The 20,011-nt window shown below is 72.4% G+C and carries 22 protein-coding genes; 9 read left to right on the forward strand and 13 right to left on the reverse strand.

Going from position 1 to position 20,011, the window contains the following annotated elements; all coding sequences use genetic code 11:
* Nucleotides 1–54 precede the first annotated feature (54 nt).
* The 3 genes from B6R96_RS01035 to B6R96_RS01045 all read left to right on the forward strand — a co-directional run bounded on the left by B6R96_RS01035 (nucleotide 55) and on the right by B6R96_RS01045 (nucleotide 2,830).
* A complete protein-coding gene (locus B6R96_RS01035) occupies nucleotides 55–1,242 on the forward strand; it encodes a UDP-N-acetylglucosamine--N-acetylmuramyl-(pentapeptide) pyrophosphoryl-undecaprenol N-acetylglucosamine transferase (RefSeq protein ID WP_030389310.1) in 1,188 nt (395 codons plus the stop codon).
* On the forward strand, nucleotides 1,239–2,234 hold the full coding sequence (locus B6R96_RS01040; RefSeq protein WP_081521217.1) for an SDR family NAD(P)-dependent oxidoreductase: 996 nt from the start codon (nucleotides 1,239–1,241) through the stop codon (nucleotides 2,232–2,234). The genes B6R96_RS01035 and B6R96_RS01040 overlap by 4 nt, the downstream gene beginning before the upstream one ends.
* 134 nt (nucleotides 2,235–2,368) lie before the next feature.
* On the forward strand, nucleotides 2,369–2,830 hold the full coding sequence (locus B6R96_RS01045) for an SRPBCC family protein (protein WP_081521218.1): 462 nt from the start codon (nucleotides 2,369–2,371) through the stop codon (nucleotides 2,828–2,830).
* 116 nt (nucleotides 2,831–2,946) lie between these two features.
* Here the strand turns inward: B6R96_RS01045 and B6R96_RS01050 are convergent, their stop codons facing one another.
* Nucleotides 2,947–3,666 carry a hypothetical protein gene (locus B6R96_RS01050; RefSeq protein WP_081521219.1) on the reverse strand — a complete coding sequence of 240 codons (720 nt, stop codon included), beginning with the start codon at nucleotides 3,664–3,666 and terminating at the stop codon, nucleotides 2,947–2,949.
* Between the two features lie 630 nt (nucleotides 3,667–4,296).
* On the opposite strand from B6R96_RS01050, the gene B6R96_RS01055 reads away from it, so the two are divergent.
* Entirely contained in the window at nucleotides 4,297–5,532 is a 1,236-nt protein-coding gene (locus B6R96_RS01055; protein ID WP_081521220.1) for an NAD(P)/FAD-dependent oxidoreductase, read from the forward strand.
* On the opposite strand, the gene B6R96_RS37590 is transcribed toward B6R96_RS01055, so the two are convergent.
* From B6R96_RS37590 to B6R96_RS01075, 4 genes are all read right to left on the reverse strand, one after another.
* Nucleotides 5,432–5,815: a DUF3817 domain-containing protein gene (locus B6R96_RS37590; RefSeq protein WP_203351576.1), complete on the reverse strand. Its 384-nt coding sequence runs from the start codon at nucleotides 5,813–5,815 to the stop codon at nucleotides 5,432–5,434. The two genes, B6R96_RS01055 and B6R96_RS37590, sit on opposite strands and share 101 nt — an antisense overlap.
* Nucleotide 5,816: 1 nt before the next feature.
* Nucleotides 5,817–6,305 carry a DUF2269 family protein gene (locus B6R96_RS01065; protein ID WP_081521221.1) on the reverse strand — a complete coding sequence of 163 codons (489 nt, stop codon included), beginning with the start codon at nucleotides 6,303–6,305 and terminating at the stop codon, nucleotides 5,817–5,819.
* Nucleotides 6,302–6,610 carry a hypothetical protein gene (locus B6R96_RS01070; RefSeq protein WP_081521222.1) on the reverse strand — a complete coding sequence of 103 codons (309 nt, stop codon included), beginning with the start codon at nucleotides 6,608–6,610 and terminating at the stop codon, nucleotides 6,302–6,304. The genes B6R96_RS01065 and B6R96_RS01070 overlap by 4 nt, the downstream gene beginning before the upstream one ends.
* Nucleotides 6,611–6,676: 66 nt before the next feature.
* Nucleotides 6,677–7,345, reverse strand: coding sequence for a DJ-1/PfpI family protein (locus tag B6R96_RS01075; protein WP_081521223.1), 669 nt, complete (start codon nucleotides 7,343–7,345; stop codon nucleotides 6,677–6,679).
* 219 nt (nucleotides 7,346–7,564) lie between these two features.
* On the opposite strand from B6R96_RS01075, the gene B6R96_RS01080 reads away from it, so the two are divergent.
* Complete coding sequence (locus B6R96_RS01080) at nucleotides 7,565–8,518, forward strand: GlxA family transcriptional regulator (RefSeq protein ID WP_053702440.1); 954 nt, start codon at nucleotides 7,565–7,567, stop codon at nucleotides 8,516–8,518.
* Between the two features lie 67 nt (nucleotides 8,519–8,585).
* Here the strand turns inward: B6R96_RS01080 and B6R96_RS01085 are convergent, their stop codons facing one another.
* The 7 genes from B6R96_RS01085 to B6R96_RS01115 all read right to left on the reverse strand — a co-directional run bounded on the left by B6R96_RS01085 (nucleotide 8,586) and on the right by B6R96_RS01115 (nucleotide 14,839).
* Nucleotides 8,586–9,935, reverse strand: a complete 1,350-nt coding sequence (locus tag B6R96_RS01085) for a hypothetical protein (RefSeq protein WP_081521224.1) — start codon at nucleotides 9,933–9,935, stop codon at nucleotides 8,586–8,588.
* Nucleotides 9,936–9,965: 30 nt separating this feature from the next.
* A complete protein-coding gene (locus tag B6R96_RS01090) occupies nucleotides 9,966–10,895 on the reverse strand; it encodes a hypothetical protein (protein ID WP_081521225.1) in 930 nt (309 codons plus the stop codon).
* Entirely contained in the window at nucleotides 10,892–11,416 is a 525-nt protein-coding gene (locus B6R96_RS38500) for a hypothetical protein (protein WP_159396249.1), read from the reverse strand. The genes B6R96_RS01090 and B6R96_RS38500 overlap by 4 nt, the downstream gene beginning before the upstream one ends.
* A 268-nt stretch (nucleotides 11,417–11,684) precedes the next feature.
* Complete coding sequence (locus B6R96_RS01100) at nucleotides 11,685–12,650, reverse strand: LLM class F420-dependent oxidoreductase (protein ID WP_053702444.1); 966 nt, start codon at nucleotides 12,648–12,650, stop codon at nucleotides 11,685–11,687.
* A gap of 72 nt (nucleotides 12,651–12,722) precedes the next feature.
* Complete coding sequence (locus B6R96_RS01105) at nucleotides 12,723–13,094, reverse strand: PRC-barrel domain-containing protein (RefSeq protein WP_081521227.1); 372 nt, start codon at nucleotides 13,092–13,094, stop codon at nucleotides 12,723–12,725.
* Between the two features lie 93 nt (nucleotides 13,095–13,187).
* Complete coding sequence (locus B6R96_RS01110) at nucleotides 13,188–14,207, reverse strand: NAD-dependent epimerase/dehydratase family protein (RefSeq protein WP_081524904.1); 1,020 nt, start codon at nucleotides 14,205–14,207, stop codon at nucleotides 13,188–13,190.
* Nucleotides 14,207–14,839 (reverse strand): hypothetical protein, encoded by a 633-nt coding sequence (locus B6R96_RS01115; RefSeq protein ID WP_081521228.1) that lies wholly within the window; start codon nucleotides 14,837–14,839, stop codon nucleotides 14,207–14,209. Before B6R96_RS01115 ends, B6R96_RS01110 begins: the two co-directional genes overlap by 1 nt.
* Nucleotides 14,840–15,253: 414 nt before the next feature.
* On the opposite strand from B6R96_RS01115, the gene B6R96_RS01120 reads away from it, so the two are divergent.
* From B6R96_RS01120 to B6R96_RS01135, 4 genes are all read left to right on the forward strand, one after another.
* Complete coding sequence (locus B6R96_RS01120) at nucleotides 15,254–15,796, forward strand: hypothetical protein (protein ID WP_053702447.1); 543 nt, start codon at nucleotides 15,254–15,256, stop codon at nucleotides 15,794–15,796.
* 2 nt (nucleotides 15,797–15,798) lie between these two features.
* Nucleotides 15,799–16,317 (forward strand): hypothetical protein, encoded by a 519-nt coding sequence (locus B6R96_RS01125; RefSeq protein ID WP_237291267.1) that lies wholly within the window; start codon nucleotides 15,799–15,801, stop codon nucleotides 16,315–16,317.
* 81 nt (nucleotides 16,318–16,398) lie between these two features.
* Nucleotides 16,399–16,812: an ATP-binding protein gene (locus tag B6R96_RS01130; RefSeq protein ID WP_081521229.1), complete on the forward strand. Its 414-nt coding sequence runs from the start codon at nucleotides 16,399–16,401 to the stop codon at nucleotides 16,810–16,812.
* Between the two features lie 66 nt (nucleotides 16,813–16,878).
* Nucleotides 16,879–17,442 (forward strand): hemerythrin domain-containing protein, encoded by a 564-nt coding sequence (locus B6R96_RS01135; RefSeq protein ID WP_081521230.1) that lies wholly within the window; start codon nucleotides 16,879–16,881, stop codon nucleotides 17,440–17,442.
* 66 nt (nucleotides 17,443–17,508) lie between these two features.
* On the opposite strand, the gene B6R96_RS01140 is transcribed toward B6R96_RS01135, so the two are convergent.
* On the reverse strand, nucleotides 17,509–20,007 hold the full coding sequence (locus B6R96_RS01140) for a SpoIIE family protein phosphatase (RefSeq protein ID WP_335755471.1): 2,499 nt from the start codon (nucleotides 20,005–20,007) through the stop codon (nucleotides 17,509–17,511).
* Nucleotides 20,008–20,011 lie beyond the last annotated feature (4 nt).

The raw sequence follows: 20,011 nt of genomic DNA on the forward strand, positions 1-20,011 counted from the left end.
CTTCTGAGAGAACCTCTTAGAACCTTCTTAGGGCGCACCGGGAGTGTGCCGCCCATGACCACACCACCTCACACTCCCGCGGCCCTCTCCGTCGTGATCGGTGCGGGCGGCACCGGCGGGCACATCTATCCCGGCCTCGCGCTCGCGGAGGCACTGCGCGCCGCCGTGCCCGCAGCCGTGGTCTCGTTCATCGGGACCGAGCGGGGCCTGGAGACCGAGCTGATCCCCGGCGCCGGCTACCGCCTGCACACCGTCGACATGATCCCCTTCGACCCGGCCCTCGGCGCGAAGCGGTACCTGCTGCCCGCGGCGCTGCTGCGCTCGGCGCACCAGGCCCGCTCGGTGCTCCGGGCCCAGGGCGCGCACGTCGTCGTCGGCATGGGCGGCTATCCGAGCGCGCCCGCCGTGCTCGGCGCGCGGCTGGCCGGGCTGCCCGCCGTGATCCACGAGTCGAATGCCGTGCCCGGCCGTGCCAACCAGTTCGCGGCCCGGCTCACTCCGCACGTCGCGGTGGCCTTCGACCGCAGCCGGGGGCACCTGTCGGGCGGTGACCGGGCGCTGACCACGGGGATGCCGATCTCCGCGGCGCTCGCCGGTCTCGCGCAGCTGCCCCGGCCGGACCGGGCGGCCCTGCGCGCCGAGGCCCGGCGCGCCCTCGGGGTCCCGTTCGGGCGGCGACTGGTCGTCTTCAACGGCGGCAGTCTGGGCGCCGTGCGGCTGACCGGGGCAGCCGTCGCGCTGGCCGGGCTCTGGCAGGGGCGGGACGACGTACAGCTGCTGGTCAAGACGGGGCCGGCGGCGCTGCCCGGTGCGGTGGCCGACCTCGCCGCGTCCGGCGGGCAGCGGATCGCGCGGGCGGTGGCGTACCTGGACCGGATGGACCTCGTCTACGCGGCCGCCGACCTGGTGGTGTGCCGGGCGGGCTCGGCGACCGTCGCCGAGCTGGCGGCGACCGGTGTCCCGTCGGTGCTGGTGCCCTACCCGTACGCCCCCGGCGACCACCAGACCCACAACGCGCGGGTGCTGTCCGACGCGGGCGCGGGGCTGTTGCTGCCCGACGCCGAGACCACCGCCGAGCGCCTCGCCGGCCTTCTCGGCCCGCTGCTGGCCGATCCGGCCCGGCTGGCGGCGATGGCCGGCGCCGCCGATCCCGGCCCGCACGCGCGGGCCGCCGAACTGCTGGCCGCGGAAGTCCTCCGCGTCGCCGGCCTCGTCCCCACCCCTCACCTGGAGCGCATATGAACAGCTGGACCGACCGCACCGTCCTCGTCACCGGCGCGGAGGGCTTCATCGGCTCGACGCTGGTGGACCTGCTGGTGTCGCGGGGCGCGCGGGTGCGCGCCTTCGTCCACTACAAGCCGTACGCCGAGAAGGGCCACCTGGCGCGTTACCTGGCCGACCCGGACGGCCGGGTGGAGATGTGGGCGGGCGACGTCCGTGATGCGGGCCGGGTCAGCGATGCGGTGGCCGGCTGCGACACGGTCTTCCATCTGGCGGCGCTGATCGGGATCCCGTACAGCTACGCCTCGCCGGGCGCGTACGTGCAGACGAACGTGACCGGCACGCAGAACGTGGCGGAGGCCTGCCGGCGGCACGGCGTGCGCCGCCTGGTGCACACCTCGACCAGCGAGGTCTACGGGACGGCAATGACGGCACCGATCTCCGAGAGCCACCCGCTGCAGCCGCAGTCCCCGTACTCGGCGTCGAAGATCGGCGCGGACATGATGGCGCTCTCCTTCCACCACGCCTTCGAGCTGCCGGTGACGGTGGTGCGCCCCTTCAACACGTACGGGCCGCGCCAGTCGGCGCGCGCGGTGATCCCGACGATCCTGGCCCAGCTGCACGCGGGCTCGCGGGAGATCCGCCTCGGCTCGCTCGCACCGACCCGGGACTTCACGTACGTGACGGACACGGCCGAGGGATTCCTGGCGGTGGCGGAATGCGACCGGGCGCTGGGCGAGGTGGTCAACCTCGGCACCGGCGAGGAGATCTCCGTGGGGGCCCTGGCCGAGGCCCTGATCGCCGCCTCGGGCCGGAATGCGGAGGTGGTGGTGGACCCGACGCGGCTCCGCCCGTCGGGCAGTGAGGTCCAGCGCCTGCTGTCGGACAACTCGCGGGCCCGCGAGTGGGCCGGCTGGCGGCCGCGGGTCGGCCTGGAGGAGGGGCTGCGCCGCACATCGGACTGGATCGCGGCGAACCCGTCGCTGTTCGCGCCGGACCGGTACGCGGTGTAGTACCCGGACCGGCCCCCGCCGCCGCCCTTCGTGTCGACTTCCCCGGTCGGGGCGTCGGGGCGGCGGCGACCGGCGGGGCGTAAGGGCCATCCTGGGGTGGGGGACGGAAGCACACGTGATGTGAGGAGAGCCCGATGCCGGAACCCGGCCGTCTGCCCGAACCCGACCTCGTCGCGCGGCCGCACGGTCTGACGGCGGAGCGTGTGATGAAGGCTCCGCCCGAGGCGGTGTACCGGGCGTGGACCGAGGGGTTCGACACCTGGTTCGCGGAGCCGGGCGCGGTGCGGATGCGGGCCGTGGTGGACGAGCCGTTCGTGTTCGTCACGCGGCACGAGAGCCGGGTCCATCCGCATTACGGGCGGTTCCTGGCGCTGGATCCGAACAGGCTGGTGCGGCTGACCTGGGTCACGGGCGCCATGGGCACCGACGGCGCCGAAACGGTCGTGACCGTCGAGCTGGAACCCTCCCCACCCGGCGGGACCCGGCTCCGGCTGACCCACCGAGGCTTCTACGACCGGGCCGCCGCCGCACGCCACGATAAGGGCTGGACCGACCACGTCCTGCCCCACCTCGACGCGGTCCTGAGCGCGAGCTAGTCGGTGTCCGGTGGGGCAGGCGCCGGCTCCCGACCACCCGGAAGCTCAGGCGGAAGCGGCAGCGTCCGTGCTGTGGCGACCCGCTACGGCAAGCGAGCCCGTCCGTCCGTCGCCGCTCACATGACGGGGCGGTTGGAGGACGAGTATTCGTCCGCGATGTTGAAGACGCTGGCACAGGCCGGGCATTCCGCCTTGCCGAAGAGATAGGTGATCCCTTCGGCCAGAAAGCCTTGGCCATCGCGGACGGCAGTCGCATGCATCCATCCACCGATGCCGGAGAGGTCCTCGGGGGACGCCGGCTTCAGGTCTCGTCGGTCAACGTCGCCCAGGTGCCAATCCCTGATCGCCGAATAGCGCCCGTGGCCGCCGATAGCGATCGTCACCTCTGCACCACAGTGCGGGCAGGCGATCACGTAGAAGTCGTCCGAGAAGTCCCCCATGACCGCGCTCCAGTGGTACTGCTCCTCGACCGCGAGCAAGTCCAGGTACGTCGCGAGGTAGTCCGCCGGGCGGGACCGCAGATGGCGATCCAGCAGCTCACGGAGTTCCGCGATGGCGTCGGCGCAGTCCGCGAGCAGATCGTCGCAGCCGTGTTGCCCTGCCGCACACCGCATGATCGTCCCGGCCAGTCCACGCGCCCGGTCGCTCCGCGACGCGAGACGTACCAGGCACGGCAGTGCAGCGAAGCCGGCGGGGAACACCAACTCACGCTCAAGGACCAAGCGGTGACCCAGCTCGTCCCACGCTTCCGCGTCGTCGTGCTCCACCCGCTCCAAGAGCTCGGGGACCCGATGGGCATCCCCATGGCAGTCGTACATGCGTTCCCAGTTCACCACGGCAGCATTCAACCGCTCCGAGGCGGACGGCGACCACTCCGACCCTTCAAGCGCGACTCGTCCGACACGGCCCAGGCCGCACACGGCGGGTGTGCCGGTGTCGTGGTCCGGGCGGCGTTCCGTGTCAGGGGCGGGAGCCGTTTCCGAGTGTGCGCCGGGGCGTTGGGGGTTCCTCGTCTGCCGGGGCGGGCCGGGTGGGCGGGGGTGTGTGCTCGATGGCTCGCTCAGCAGCCGTGCGGCCGCGGGCGGCCGGCTGCTCCTGGGGGTCGACAGCGGGGGCGGGTCCTTGCCCGAGCGGGCGGCGCGCAGTGCTCATCGTCTCAGTCTCGCAGCCCTCCTGACGAGCCGTCCGGGGAGGGGGTCCGCTCGTGCGCAGTCGGGCCCGCTACGACTCCCGGCCGACGGTCGCGGTCACGCGGCGAGTGGCTCAGCCAGGAGGACGACCCGATCGGCCCCGACATCGAAGCCGAGCCGGAGCCTTCCGGTGGTGGGTCGGGGTGGCGGGCGCGGGGTGCGACACGCGCCGGGGCGGCGGGGCGTAGCCGCGCGCGCGGGGCCGCGTCGTGGAAATCTGGATCACTCCGGACTGTCCACCGCTGCGCGGACCACCGAGTGAAGGAAGCCACCGCCATGACCTCGAACAGCGCGTACGTCATCGTCGGAGCAGGTCTGGGCGGGGCCAGAGCCGCGCAGACCCTGCGCGAGGAGGGGTTCGACGGCCCGGTCGTCCTCATCGGGGCGGAACACGAGCGCCCGTACGAGCGGCCGCCGCTCTCCAAGGGCTACCTGATGGGTGCGAAGGAGCGCGAGCAGGTCTACGTGCATCCGGAGCAGTGGTACGCCGAGCACGAGGTCGACCTGCGGCGGGGCGCGACGGTCACCGCCCTCGACACCGCGGCCCACCGGGTGACGCTCGCCGACGGGCGCCGGGTCGACTACTCGAGGCTGCTGCTGACCACCGGTTCCTCCCCGCGTCGGCTGCCCGTTCCCGGCGCGGACCTGGACGGGGTGCTGTACCTGAGGCGGCTGGAGGACAGCGACCGGCTCAAGCGGGCGTTCCGCCCCGGCGCGTCGGTCGTCGTGATCGGCGCGGGCTGGATCGGGCTGGAGACCGCTGCCGCCGCCCGGGCGGCCGGTGCCCGGGTGGTGGTGCTGGAGAGCGCCGAGCTGCCGTTGCTGCGGGTGCTGGGCCGGGAGGTGGCCCAGGTCTTCGCCGACCTGCACCGGGATCACGGTGTGGACCTCCGGTTCGGCGTACGGATCAGCGAGATCACCGGCGACGGGGACACCGCGGACGGTGTCCTGCTCGACGACGGCACCCGCTTCGCGGCGGACGCCGTCGTCGTGGGTGTGGGCATCACCCCCAACGCCGCACTGGCCGAGGAGGCGGGGCTGGAGGTCGACAACGGCATCGTCACCGACGACCACCTGCGCACCTCCGTACCCGACGTGTTCGCGGCGGGTGACGTGGCCAACGCCCATCACCCCTTCCTGGGGCGGCGCATCCGGGTCGAGCACTGGGCCAACGCCCTGAACCAGCCGCAGACCGCGGCCCGGGCCATGCTCGGCCAGGACGTCGCGTACGACCGGCTGCCGTACTTCTTCACCGACCAGTACGACCTGGGCATGGAGTACACGGGGTACGTGGAGCCCGGCGGCTACGACCGGGTCGTCTTCCGGGGCAGCGCCGAGACCAGGGAGTTCATCGCGTTCTGGCTGGCCGGCGACCGCGTCCTGGCCGGGATGAACGTCAACGTCTGGGACGTCACCGAGCCGATCCAGGCCCTGATCCGCTCCCGCGCGCCCATCGACCCGGTGCGCCTCGCCGACCCGCAGGTCCCCCTGGAGTCGCTGCTCCCCCGCTGATCCGGGCGGCCGGAGCCCCCGCCGCCCGGAGCGCGTCGAGTCGGCGCTGGGCGAGTACGCCCCCGATGCCCGGGACGGCCGCCAGCGCGAGGGCCGTTCGGTCCGGGCTGCGCTCGCGGGCGGCCGCGATGATGACGATCAGGTAGGCGCAGCCGTGGACCGGGCCGACGGCCGAGGCGAGCGCGGGAAGGTGCAGCACGCCGAGGTTGACCAGCAGGACGGCCAGGGTGACGAGTTCGACGGGGGCGGAGATCCGCAGGAGCCGGCTTGCGCGGTCGTGCATGTCAGGCTCCTGTGGTGGATCCGGGGCGGACGATCATCAGGACGGTCACCGTGGCCCACAGCAGGTTGAACACTCCTGTGTACATGCCCAGTTGTCGGATCGCCCGCTGTACGGCCGGGGTCGCCCGTGCGTCGGTGTCGCCGTGCAGCCCGGCCAGGCCGGCCAGGGCGGCTGCCTGGCGGGGCAGTACGAGTGCGGCGAGCACCGCGGCGGCGGTAGCGGTCAGTGCGATCGAGGTGAGGAGCCAGGGGCTGGTCAGCACCCGGAGGCTGCGGGCGGTGGCCAGGCCGAAGACCGGTACGACGACCGCGATCACGGCGTAGACCCGGCAGATGCGGTGCAGGGTACGGACCTCGGTGAGGGCGCCCGCACCGCCGGGCGCGGCCAGGGCGCGGCGCGCGGCGGCCGGGAACATGCTGGCGGCGACGGTGACGGGGCCGATCGTGATGATCGCCGCCAGGACGTGGACGGCGAGGAGGAATTTCGTCACGCGGCTGATCCGGTCCGGTGGCCGGTGACCTTGGTGGCGGGCAGCCGGCCTGCCCGGGCGGTGCCGGTCAGTTCGTCCTCCGTCACGGTGACGTCGAAGACGAGGTGCAGACGCAGGGGCTTGGTGATGGACTGGCGCCACGTCAGGCGGTCGCCGTGGACTGTCAGTTCGGTCAGGGGTACCTCCTCCGCGTCTCCCGTGGCGACTCCGTGGAGTTCACCATGGTGCGTGAACAGGCGGAGCACGGCCCGCTGCCTCCCGATGGGGGTGGCGAGGTCGAGGTTCCAGGTGCCTTCGACAGACATGTGGTGCGCTTTCTCGGTGGGGGGCGGTCGCTGCGGCGGGGCCGGCGGCAGGGTCGGGGTCAGGGGTCAGAAGGCCGCGGGGACCGGGCCGGTGGCGTGCCAGACGGTGCCGCGGCGCTCGTGGGCGAACAGCTGCTCCACGGCGTGTGCGATGCGCGGGCCGATCTCGCGCTCCAGCAGGTACAGCGCGAGGTCCAGGCCGGAGGTGACCCCCGCGCCGGTGACCAGGTCGCCGTCGTCGACGACGCGGGCGTCGATCGCCACGGCGCCGGTGGCGTCGAGCAGGTCCGTCCCGAGGTGGTGAGTGGTGACGTGCCGGCCCTCGATCAGACCGGCCATGGCGAGTACCAGGGAGCCCCCGCAGACGGTGGCGACGGTCAGCCCCGGCCGGTCCAGGGCGTCCTTCAGCAGTGCGGGCAGGCCGGTTTCGAGCGTGCGGCCGAGGAGCACGGGAATGGAGTCGGCGTTCACCGGGGCGTCCGGATCGGAGAGGTCGCCCAAGGGGCCCACGGCGCCCGGTACGAGGACCAGGTCCGCGCTCCGCGGGTCGAGCCGGGCGGCGGCCCGCAGCGAGATCGGTCCCGCGCCGCTGGGTACGTCCCGCGGGCCCTCGGCGGAGACCAGTTCCACCCGCAGTGCGCCCGGTGCCGCCATCGATCCGGCGTGCAGGACCTCGTAGGGGGCGATGACGTCCAGGGGGTCGAAGCCGTCGAACAGCACGATCTGACACAGCATCGGACGGGGTTCCTTGTCTTGGGGGTCGGCGCACGGATGCTGCGCCGACACCGACGCTAGTCACGGTGCCCGACACCGGAAAGAGGCTGGAATGCCACCTTCCAACGGATTCCGGCCAACGAGGAGTGCGGCCATCAATATGCCTCTGACCTGCTGGAACAGTGACCGTGGAGCCCAGGATCCCGGAGGGGGTGGGCCGCGCAGGGCTATCGTTGGGCCATGCATACCGTGGCTGTGATCGCCCTGGACGGCGTGATCCCGTTCGACCTGTCGACCCCCATCGAGGTGTTCTCGCGCACCCGGCTGCCCGGCGGCCGCGCGGCCTACCGGGTCCGTGTCTGCGCGGCCTCCCCCGAGGTCGACGCCGGGGCGTTCGCGCTGCGCGCGCCGTGGCCGCTGGCGGCGCTGGCCGAGGCGGACACGATCATCGTGCCGGGTACGGCCGATCCGACGGCGCCGGTACCCGAGGAGGTCCTCGACGCGCTGCGGGAGGCGGCCGGGCGGGGCACCCGGATCGCCTCCATCTGCGTGGGCGCCTTCGTGCTGGCCGCCACGGGCCTGCTGGACGGGCTGCGCGCCACCACGCACTGGTCGGCCGCCGATCTGCTGGCCGCGCTCCATCCGGCCGTCGAGGTGGACCCCGGGGTGCTGTACGTGGACAACGGCGACCTGCTCACCTCGGCGGGGGCCGCCGCCGGGCTCGATCTGTGCCTGCACATGATCCGGCGCGACCTCGGCTCCGCGGTGGCGGCGGATGCCGCCCGGCTGTCCGTCATGCCGCTGGAACGCGACGGCGGGCAGGCCCAGTTCATCGTCCACGACCAGCCTCCGGCGCCCCGCGGGTCGGTGCTGGAGCCGCTCATGCAGTGGATGGAGGACAACGCCCGGCGCGAGCTCACCCTCGACGAACTCGCACGGCGCAGCGGCATGAGCGTACGGACCCTGAACCGGCGCTTTCGCGAACAGACCGGCACGTCACCGCTCCAGTGGCTGCACCGGGCCCGGATCCGCCAGGCCCAGTATCTGCTGGAGACCACCGCCCACCCCGTCGAACGGATCGCCGCGCAGGTCGGCTTCGGCTCCCCCACCGCGTTCCGCGACCGCTTCAAACGCCTCACCGGCACCAGCCCGCACGCCTACCGCCGTACGTTCCGCACGCAACAGGCGCCGTGACCCGGCCGCGGTGGCGGTGGAACCGCCCTGCGGCCGGGTCGACAACGTGAGTGCAGCGTCCGGGGGGTTAGCGCTCGGCGCCGGCCGGTGACGTGGCGCCCAGCGGGGTGGGGGCGTTGGGGCGGTCGGACTGGCAGCGCTGCTTCTCCGAGGCGGTCAGGGGGCCGGTGCGCTGGTAGATGCGGTCGGAGAGGTCGGTGGAGGGGTGGTCGATGACGGTGTGCAGGCGCCAGTCGTTGTTGGGGTCGGCGGCCTGGGTGGTGGCGGTGAACCATCCGTCCGTGCGCCGACGTGCGCCCTGCGTCTCGATCCAGGAGGCCTCGGCCGGCTGGACGACCTCGGTGACCGAGCGTTCCTGGCTGGTGTTCCAGGCCGGGGCGAGACCGGTGCCCTGCGTGTACTGCTGAGCCATGTTGCTCGGGGTTCCGGTGCCGCTGCCGGGGAGGCCGGCGGCCGCGGGGAGATCTCCGAAGGAGCGGTTGGCGGTGGAGACGGGGCGAAGGCGGTTGAGGGTGTTGCGGGTGCAGTTGAGGTAGGTCTCGGCAGCGACGCGGGCGGGGGCGTAATAGCTGAACGAGTACGCCTCTTCGGTGGTGAACGTGCAGCGGTTCGCGGCGCCGTTGCAGTAGCTGACCGCGTCCGCGGTGGTACGGCGGTCGTTGCCCAGGAAGGCTTCGGAGGCGGGCAGGGCGCCGGCCGGGATGGTCTTGTCGACCGGCGGCGGCTCGTGGGTGGCGCGGACGTTGGTGATGAGCGGGCCGCAGTAGCCGGAGTTGTTCTGCGCCGCGGGGACCGTGGAGGTGAAGGTCAGGAGCGGCTCGTCGGCTCCGGCGGTGAAGGTGAGGGTGACCCCCGTCCGCCAGGCCGGCTTCCAGTAGTTGCTGGGCAATTTCTCGGTGGTGGGCAGGGTGGTCCGGTCCGCCAGGGTGCCGCCCTCGCCCTGGACGGTGTACGTCTGGCCCTGTTCGAGTGCGGCCGCCGTGCAGTAGTTGGAGACACTGGGGCTTTCGTCGTAGGTGACGGTGACCCGTGCCCCGCTGCGCACTCCACGCAGCCGCTGCTTGAGGCCGTAGGCGGCTTCGCCGGGAAGGCGGAGCATGGCGGCGGTCAGACCGCCGGGGTGGCCGCCGGTGGTGGCATCCCAGCGCCAGACGCCGCCGGTCGTGCCGGTGCCCGCGGTGGAACCGACCGACCAGGCATGCGGGTTGGCACTGGTATTGACACCGGTGAAGGCAGGTTGGGCGAAGTCGCCGTTCAGGACGGTGACCGGTACGGGGGCCGCGGCCCGGGCGGGCGGGACGGCCGCGTGGGCGAGGGGCGTTGCGGCGAGCAGGCCGAGGGACAGGCACACGCCGATGACCGGCGCGGTACGGGTACGGGTGCCGGCGGGGGCGGCAGAGCGCGGGCGGGATGCCATGGGGTTCTCCACAGTGGTTCTCGCGGGTGGTCAGGACGTGGCGGGGACGAGCACGTCACGGTCCTTGAATCGGGAACCCTCGGGCAGGTTCACGGGCATCAGGCCCCGGGGCGGAGCGGGGGTGGTGGTGTCCTCGGTGCCGGTCTTGCCTTCCGGTCGCAGGCGGTCGCAGGTATTGCCGGGCACGGTGAACGTGTCCGCGACGAAGGTGCTGGTGTTCACCGTGGAGGGTCCGTCGACGACGACCCTGCGAATGCCGAGACCCGTCCCGGTGGTGATCTCTCCGGCGATGCGCTGCATGGCGGAGCTCGCACCGAAGACGAGTGCGTCACCGGGGCGGACCTTGGTGCTGTAAGTGGTCTTCTCGGTCTGCTCGGTCGTCCAGGTGCGCTGGTAGGCGAGCTTGAAGGCGCCCTCGAAGGCTCCCTTGACGCCGAGGGAACCGGCGATCTTCCCGCTGCCCGAGGCTCCGGCCTCGGCGCCGACGGTGGCGGTCGGGCCCTTCGACTTGTCCGGGGTTGAGAACTCGCCCTTGGCCTTCGCATCGACACCGGCGGTCACCTCGCCGGAGGTGTTGATCGTGCCCTCGATCGCGATCTTCCCGGTGATCTCCCCGCCGAGGTTGTCGCTGCTCGCGGTGCGCAGGGTGATCTCCCGCGCGACGGTGATCTCGTCCTTGGTGCAGTTCACGACCGCATTGCCCAGCGACTTGACGGCGCTGTAGTAGTCGCCGGACGCAGCCCGGTTGATCTGGAAGCGGCAGCCTCCGGGGTGCGAGGCGCAGTACTCGGTGACCTTCTGCGTCGTGGCGAGCTCGGTGTTGCCCTCGTAGGCGACCGGCACCGGTACCTCGGGCGGCGCGGCCGCGTACGAGGAGCCGGTGGTGCAGGTCAGGGCGAGGAGGGTGGCGGTCGCGGCCAGGGCCGCGCGCCGGCCTCGCATGCCGATGGTGGTCTTCATCGGTTCATCTCCCCGCACAGAGCGCCCATTTCGGGGGCATCGGACAGGCCGGCCGGGAGGTCGGCGGAGAAGGAGGCGCAGGTGCCGTCGAGGGCGGTCTCGGCGTTGGCGGAGGGTGCCGGCTTCATGGTGCCCAGCTCGTCGCGGGCCTGTGCCATGTCGGTTTCCTGCGTCGTGCCGCCGCCGATCAGCTCGGTCATGCACGCTTTGGACTCCGCCGTGCACTTCTGGGCCGCCTGCTTGGCGGCTCCGATGTCCTGCTTGGCCGCGGCGGCGTCCTGCTTGGCCGCGGCGCGGTCCCCGTCGACGGCCCCGCGCTCCTCGGGAGAGGCCGAGCACGGCTTGGCCTCTCCACCGGGGCACGGCTCCTCATCGTCAAGGGGCGCCAGGACGAGAGCGGTTCGGTGGAAGTGGACGGGTGAGGCGGGCAGGAGTGGGGAGGCCGCCGCGGGGGAAAGCCCGCAGACGAGGGCGAGGGCCGCGATGGACGCGGCGATGGGGATACGGGGGAATCTGCGCATGCCGAACATGCCCCTTCCGGGGTAACGGGACGAACGAGAGTTCGCAGTCCGAATGGATGCGCACGCAACGTAACAGACGGCTACCGACTGTTACCAGTTTCGTGATCATGGTTCCCCGGATTGGCCGCATGCACACATCAGGCCGACCACCCGCGCCTGCGGCTCCCGTTCCGCGGGCGTTCATCGGTTGAGCACATGATCACCGGCATGCCGGGGCAGGTCGGGGCGGGCGCTCCCGGATAGAGACAGCGGGCGGCCGGGGCCGGTCTCACAGGCTCCGCAGGGCCGGCAGCAGGTCGGACGTGGCCCAGTCCAGGAAGGGTTCCTGGTGGTCGCCGCCGATCTGGACCAGGGCGACCTCGGTGAATCCGGCCTCCGCGTAGGGGCGTACGGCGTCGACGAAGGCGTCCACGTCGTCGCCGCAGGGGATGGCCCCGGCCACGTCCTCGGGCCGGGTGTACTGCGCGGCCTGGTCGAAGCCGACCGGACCGGGGAGTTCGGCATTGACCCGCCAACCGCCGAGCGCCCAGCGGAACTGGTCGTGTGCGCGGGCCACCGCGGCGCCGCGGTCGGGGTCGTAGCAGACGGGCAGCTGGCCGACGCGGGGTTTGCCCGCTCCCCCGTGCGCGTCGAACGCCCTCAGCAGCTCCGCCTCGGGCTCCGTGGCGATCACCAGGTCGGCGTGCCGGCCCGCGACCTCGCACGAGCGGGGTCCCGACACCGCGATGCCGATCGCGGGCAGCTCCTCCGGCAGGTCCCACAGCCGGGCGTTCTCGACGTCGAAGTGCGCGCCGTGGTGGCTCACATATCCGCCCGCGAACAGTCTCCGGATGATGTCGACGGCCTCTTCCAGCATCTCGAGGCGCACGTGCGCGGCGGGCCAGCCGGCTCCGACGATGTGCTCGTTCAGGTTCTCGCCGGAGCCCAGGCCGAGGCGGAACCTGCCGTCGGAGAGGAGCTGCATCGTCGCCGCCTTCTGCGCGACCACCGCCGGGTGGTAGCGGAAGGTCGGGCAGGTCACGTACGTCATGAGCGGGATCCGGGAGGTGGCCTGGGCGGCCGCGCCCAGGACGCTCCACGCGTACGGGGCGTGGCCCTGGGAGTCCAGCCATGGGAAGGAGTGGTCCGAGATGACGGAGAAGTCGAACCCGGCGCGCTCCGCCCCGACGATGTGGGACACCAGCTCCTTCGGGCCCGCCTGCTCGGTCATCATCGTGTATCCGATGCTCACCATATGCAGCGGCTAGCCCGATCGGGCCGGCTGAAACCTCCTCGTCGCGACGGAGTGCGGAGCTCCCGGCCGCCGCTACACGAGGGGGCCTCCGAGCCGGCCGATGGCCCCGTAGTACTTGGAGATCTCGACGCGGTAGTCCGGATCGGCCAGGTGGTTGTCCCGGTGGAATTCCGGGGCCGCCTTGATCTGCTCCTTCGTGCGGTCCACGTGCACGGTGTGCGCCTCCCGGTCGATGCGGGTGACGGTGCCGGCCGGGATCAGCACCTCCTTGCCGAAGATCCAGACTCCTGTGTCGACGACCAGGTACGCGTCCGCTACCTCCGCCGAGTGCTTGTCGACCTTGCCGATCCGTCCGTCGGCCGCTTCCACCGTGAATCCGGTGAGGTCCTCATCCCCGGTCGGGTGGACGATTCCGGACCGGTAGGCCCACATGTCGTCGTGCATGATCAACCACTCCTCGCATCGGTCGTCGAATCCGCCGGTCCCCCGGCTCGGCGCTCGGCCGGTTCGCACACCGCCTGCCCCACGGGCCGCGCCTCATGCGCGGGGCGCCCCTGCGGGGGCCAGGGGCGGGGTGTCGAGGCCGGCTCCCAGGTGGAGGCCTTCGATGAAGGCCTCGACGGCCTGTGTGGCGGTGACGGACGGTGTCCAGCCCAGCTTGTCGCGGGCCCGGCCGGCGTCGAGCAGGGGCAGCCGGAGGACGGTGTCCAGCAGCCCGGGGGTGGCCGGTACGAGGTGCATGCGCCAGGCCGCGGCCAGTACGGCGCGGGCCGCGCCCGCCGGGAGCGGCACCGTCCGGGCGCGCAGGAGGCCGGCCACGGTGGCCATGTCCAGCACCGGGTCGGCCACCAGGTTGAAGGGGCCGCGCACGGGTCTTACGACCGCTGCCCGGTAGGCCTCGGCCGCGTCGTCGGTGTGCAGGGCCTGGAAGCGCAGGCCGGACACCGCGGGCAGGGCGGGCAGGAGGCCGGGCCGGACCAGGCGCCAGGGCAGGAGCGGCCCGGCGAAGATCCGGCGCTGCTCACTGGCCGCGCCCTTCTTGAAGAGGAACGCCGGCCGCATCCGGACCACCCGCATGTGGGGGTGGGTGAGCTGGAAGGCGTCGAGGTAGCGCTCCAGGTAGGCCTTCTCGCGCGGGTAGGCGGCGCCCGGCCAGCCGTGGGTGGGCCAGGACTCGTCGACCGGGCGTCCGTCGTCGGGGCCGGGCGAGTACGCGCCGACCGACGAGGCGTGGACCAGGGTGTGCACGCGGGCCCGGGAGCAGGCGTCGAAGACCCCGATGCTTCCGAGGACGTTCGTCCGCCAGGTGGCCACGGGGTCGTGGGTCGGCTGGAACCTCCAGGCGAGGTGGACGACCGCGTCGGCGCCCGCGAAGAGCTCGGTCATATCGGAGCGTCCCGGGTCGATGTCCGCTTCGGCCCAGCGCACCCCGGGGATGCGGAGGCCGGGGCGGCGGCGGGCGATGCCGAGCACATCGGTGATCGTGCGGTCGGCCGCGAGGGCCCGTACCACGCTCGTGCCGGCGTTGCCGGTGGCGCCGGTGACGACGACCCTCATCAGGCCCACCTGGTCCTTCGGGACGGGCCGCGGTCGCGGCGGGCGGGCGCGGACGGGGACCCGGACGAGGACGCGGACGTGGATGCGGGTGCGGACGGGGATGCGGATGTGAGGGATCGTCGGGCCGCCTCGTCGTGCAGTCCGTCCAGGACCGCCGCCTGCTGCCGCGCGCGGGTCAGGAGCCGGTCGACGGCGGCCCGGTCGAGATGGTCGGCGGTTTCGGCGAGGATGCCGAGCGACTGCCACAACTCCGCCTTGCCCTGCACGCCGATCCGCATGGCTTCCAGTTCGAGGACGTCGCTGAGGGGCGAGCGGCTCACCAGGTGTCCGTTGAGCTTCAACCTGCCCGCCTTCTCGGCCAGGCGCCCCACGACGACCCGGGGCCACTGGGCGGGGACGTCGAGGGCGGTCATGATCTCGCGCAGGCTCTCCCGGTCCTCGGCGATCTGCTCGGCGAGCTCGGCCAGGGGCGGCCCGGCCGGCGTACCGCGGTGGGTCCGGGCCATGCGGCGGATGAGCGAGACACCGCTGCTGGCCCCCGCCAGATGGTCGTTGAGGTAGATCGCGAGGAGGCGCTGCGCATGGGTGGGAGAGGGAGAGCGGGACGGGGATCCGACGGGGCGAGCATTCATGGCGCTGTTCCGATCGCTTGGACGTCGACGTACCGGCTGCCGACACGGGGGTCGCAGGCCGTACGCCCGCCCTCGACCCGTGGTGCTCACGTGGGGCAATGGGTGGCTCCGGAGGGTGCCCCGCGGTCGGCGGGACGCCCCGTGAGGCATCTGACCAGCCTGTGCGCCTTCAAACCGGGCAGGGCGGCTCGATCCGGTACGCGGATCCGATCCGTCGCGCACCTCGCTCGGCGATCGGGGAACTGGGAGGCGACCGGCGGACGCGAACGGGCCGCCGAGGGCGCCCTGTTCCGGTCGCGCGACGAGCCGTGGGAGGCGGCGCTCCCCGGGGCGGGAGGCCGTACCCGCGTTTGACAAGGGGCGCGAGGGGCAGCCGCGTGGCAGAGGCCGATGAGGCCCGGATGGAGGCGAGCCATGTCGAACAGCATGCTCATTACCGTGATCGTCATAGCGGCGGTCGTGGTCGTCGCGCTCTGCGTCGGGCTGTGGATGATGTCCCGCCGACGCCACCTGCAGCAGAGGTTCGGGCCCGAATACGAACGCACCGTCGAGGCCGAGGGCGGCCGGATGGCCGCGGAGCGCGAGCTCCGGGCCCGCGAGGAGCGCCACGCCGAATTCGAGCTGAAGGAGCTGCCGTCGGAGCGGCGCCTGCAGTACACGCAGGAGTGGAGCGAGGTCCAGGAGCGGTTCGTGGACCGGCCCGAGGGCTCCGTCGGTGAGGCCGACGAGCTGGTGACGCGACTGATGCGCGAGCGGGGCTACCCCACGGAGGGGTTCAACCGGCAGGTGCGCGATCTCTCGGTGGAGCACGGACAGACCTTGGAGCACTACCGCGCCGCGCACGACGTGAAGGTGCGCAGCGGTGCGGGGCAGACGACGACGGAGGAACTCCGCGGAGCGATGGTTCATTACCGCGCGCTCTTCGAGGAGTTGCTCAGCGACCAGAGGAGCCGGTGACCATGCAGAACATGCACAACCATGCGGACAGGGACGATCGGACCTTCGGCGGCGAGCTGACGACCGAGGACATAGCGAACCCCGGGGCGACCACCGGAGCGGCGAGTGCCGCGCCGGACGCCCGGACGGACGAGGCGGGGCAGGTGCCCACGTACCCGGGTGAGGCCACCGCGGACCCGCGGGGCAACGGCCGGGCCGAGGAGGAGGCGGCGGTCGGCGGTTACGAGGACGAGCGGACACCGACAGGGGTGGACGAGCCGCTGCTCGGCGCCGAGGACGCCGAGGGCTACCGCAAGACCTGGAGCGAGATCCAGGGCCGGTTCGTGGATGACCCGCAGGAGGCGGTGACGTCGGCGGACGCCTTGGTCGCCGAGGTGATGCAGGCGCTCGCGCAGACCTTCTCCACGCGCAAGCAGGGCCTGGAGGGCCAGTGGGACCAGGGCGAGCAGGTCGCCACGGAGGATCTGAGGCTGGCACTCCAGCAGTACCGGTCCTTCTTCAATCGGCTGCTCAACACCTGAGACGACAGCTCGCCGGTGCCGGTCCGGCACCCCTGCGCAGCAGAAGGAGAGAACGCCTCAAGCACGTCCCGGGAGCCCGCGATGACGCCCACGAACCGACAACCGCAGCGTCATCTCGACCTGCCGGCGGACGTCAGCGCCGCCGGCAGGGCCCGTGACGCGACCTACCGGTTCCTGTCCGGCATCGGCGACCGGGAGCACCCGGTGCACCCGGCCGCCGTGGACGCCGCGGCCCTGATCGTGACCGAGCTCGTCACAAACGCGGTCCGGCACACCGACGGCCCCTGCAGTCTCGATCTCGCCGTGCACGAGGGGCTGCTCGACATCGATGTGACCGACACCAGCTCGGTGTCGCCCGTGACCCGGCTGCCGCACCTCAACGGGAGCGGCGGCTGGGGCTGGATCCTCGTCCGGCACATCGCACATGACGTCAGCGTCATGCCCACGTCCACCGGCGGAAAGCGCATCCACGTCTCCGTGGCCGTCGCCGGGTGACACACCGAAGACAACCGGCCCACACACCACATACGACCCATACGACCCCTGACCGAGGAGGACATCATGGGACACGGCGGTGACGTCATCGCAGAGCTGACCTTCGACCACCAAGAGGTCGAGGATTTCTTCAAGCACATCCAGGAGCTGCCCTCCGGGGATCCCCGCAGGAAGCGCTACGCGGACAAGCTGACCATCGAGCTGGTCCGGCACTCCGTGGCCGAGGAGGAGTACCTGTACCCGGCCGTACGTGAGCATCTGCCCGACGGGGACGCCATCGCGGACAAGGAGTTGGAGGACCACGCGGCGGCGGAGCGGATCATGAAGGACCTCGAGGGGTGCAAGGCCGACGACCCCCGGTTCGACGGTCTGGTCGACACGCTCATGACCGAGATCCGGGCGCATGTGGCCGACGAGGAGGGCAGCCTCTTCCCCCGGCTCCGCGCCGCGTGCTCGGCCGACACGCTGGCCGGACTCGGGGACAAGGTGCGCTCGGCCAAGAAGACCGCGCCCACCCGGCCCCATCCGTCCGCCCCGGACAAGCCCCCGGCCAACAAGCTCCTCGCGCCCGGGGTCGGCCTCGTCGACCGCCTCCGCGACGCGATGAGCGGACGCGGAAAGGACGCCTGAACCCGGAACTCCTGAACCGTGGTCGCCCCGGGGCCTGGGGCGCCGCCCCTCCCCCGGGGCCCCGGGTCATTCGGCGTCCGACGGCAACTTGATGTCCAGGACGCACACGTCGTCGCGGCCGGCGGGGTGGAGGGAGGCCAGGAGCTGCGCCAGCGGTTCGGTGAATCCCCCGCCCATGGCCGTGGCGGCGGCCTCGGCGAGCCGGGCGAGCCCGCGGTCCACCGTCTCCCCCGGTACCTCGATGAGGCCGTCGGTGTAGAGGAGAAGGTGGTCGCCGGGCTCCAGCTGGAGCGTCTCCTCCACGTACACCGAGTCGAAGGACGCGCCGAGGAGGTTGCCCTCCGGCAGGGGCAGGAAGCGCGCCTCGCCGCCGCGGATCAACAGGGGCGGCAGATGCCCGGCCCGCACCCAGGCCAGGCGCCGCTCCGCCGGCCGGTAACGCGCCATGATCATGGTGGCCGTGGTGGCGGTCTGGTCGGCGGCCGTGTGCAGGAGGAGGGTGTTGAGCCGTCTCATGGCATCGGGGAGCGCCGAGCCGGTGATGATCATGCCTTTGGCGGTGAATCGCAGCTGGGCCATGGCCCCGACCGCGTCGAGGCCATGGCCCGCGACGTCTCCGACGACGAAGAGGGCGCTCTTGTCGGGGAGTTCGATGGCGCTGTACCAGTCGCCGCCGACGTTCACTCCGGTGTCCTGGGGCATGTAGGCGATGTCGACGCACAGCCCGACCAGCTCGATCGACTGCTCGGGGATCGGCAGCAGCGCGTGCTGGAGGCGTGCAGCGATGGCCCGTTCGGCCTGGAGCACGCCCCGCTGGACGAGGACGGCCCGCTCGCTCTCCCGCAGGGCCAGCTCGGTGTCCCGCTGGGGGGTGAGGTCCTGGAAGAATCCGTGCACTTCGACGGGGGCACCGTAGGCGTCCGTCTCGGCTTCGGCGACGATGCGTACGTGCCGGATCCCGCTCGCGGTGCCGATGCGGAAGGTGTGGTCGATCGGGGACCCCTCGCCCAGCAGCCGTTGGACGGCGCCGGCGAGTTTCGGCAGGTCGTCCGGTACGAGGTGCTTCGGGAGTTCCTCCAGCCGCATGGGCCCCCGGTCGGTCGCGCGGTCGAAGATGGCGTACACCTGGTCGGACCACTCGATGGTGTCCGTGGCCAGATTCCAGTCGGCCCAGCCGAGGTTGCCCAGCCGCTGCATGGTGGTCAGCCGGCGGATCTCGCGGGCTGCGGTGTCGTGGCGCACCCACGAGACGATCAGCCGGCCGCCGAGCCGCGCGGCCCGGACCGAGTACACGGAGGTCTCGGGAACCCCCGCGATCACTTCGCGGTACGAGAACGGCTCGCCGTCATAGGTGGTTCCGGTTTCCAGGGCGTCGAGGTAGCCCTGCCACAACGGGGTGCCCGCCACGGTCGGATAGGTCTCCAGGACCCGCCGGCCCACCAGCTCCTTGCCGCGGCGGCCCGCCACGTCCACCGAGTCCGGGGCGGCCGCCTCGATGCGGTAGTCCTCCACCTCGCCGCGCGGCGAACGCACGGGTGCGAGGAGGATGGCCGCGCCGGAGACGGTGTCGAAGATCCTCTGGACCGCGGCCACCTCCGGGTCCGCCGGTGAGGTGGTGCGTCTTTCGAAGACCCGCAGGGAGCCGCCGCACAGCCGCACGGCCTGCTGGAGCAGGGCCCGCTCGCCCTCGCCGAACGGGGCGCGGAGCTTCCGGAAGAATCCGACGGCGCCGGTGACCCGCTCCTCGCCCGCTACGGGGATCCACGCACGGGTGGGCCACCGCTCCGGCGGCCCGATGAGCTGGTACGTGACGGCGTCCCGGGCCGGATCCTCCAGCCATCGCGGCTCGCCGGAGTTGATCACCTCCAGGGCGGCGACACCGACAAGCGGGGGGACGTCCTGCCACTGCGCGGCGAGTACCTCGTCGATCCCGGAATGGCCGATGAGCTTGAGCCGCCCGGCCCCGTCCAGCGTGTAGATCATCACGCCGTCCACGCCCACGGGGCGGCGCAGCGCCTCGTGCAGCAGCGCCGCGGCATCCGCGGTGGTCCGGGCGTCGGCCAGGGAGACGGCCAGGCCGGCGAGGAGCGCGCGGGTGCCCTTGTCGCCGTGACCGACGGTGAGGTAGCGGTCCGGGTCGAATACCGACCGGGCGCCGTCCGGGGCCGGACCGCGGCCGCTCGTTACGGGCCCGGGGGCCTTCGGATCCGGTGCGGTGGGCCCCGCCGGCCACGATGCCTCTGCCGTCCCTGCCGTCCCTGCCGTCCCTGCTGTCCCTGCCGGTCCCGACGGCCTCGATCGGATTCCGCCGAGGGTGATCCAGCATTCTTCCATCAGGGTGCCGCCCCGGTGCCCGGCCCGTTCGACCAGCGCCTCGTACGCCTCGTCGGCCGACAGGCCCTCCCGGGCCATCAGGACGCCCTTGGCGCGTTCGAGCACGGCGGTGAGGGAGCCGAGGCCTTCCAGGTCCGCCACCTCGGCCCGGAGCCTGGCCACGACCTTGGCCAGGGCGAGCACCTCGGCCGATGCACCCTCATCGCTCGACGCCGCAGGATCCTTCTGCACCCTT

This window comes from Streptomyces sp. Sge12, from assembly GCF_002080455.1.
Lineage (GTDB): Bacteria > Actinomycetota > Actinomycetes > Streptomycetales > Streptomycetaceae > Streptomyces.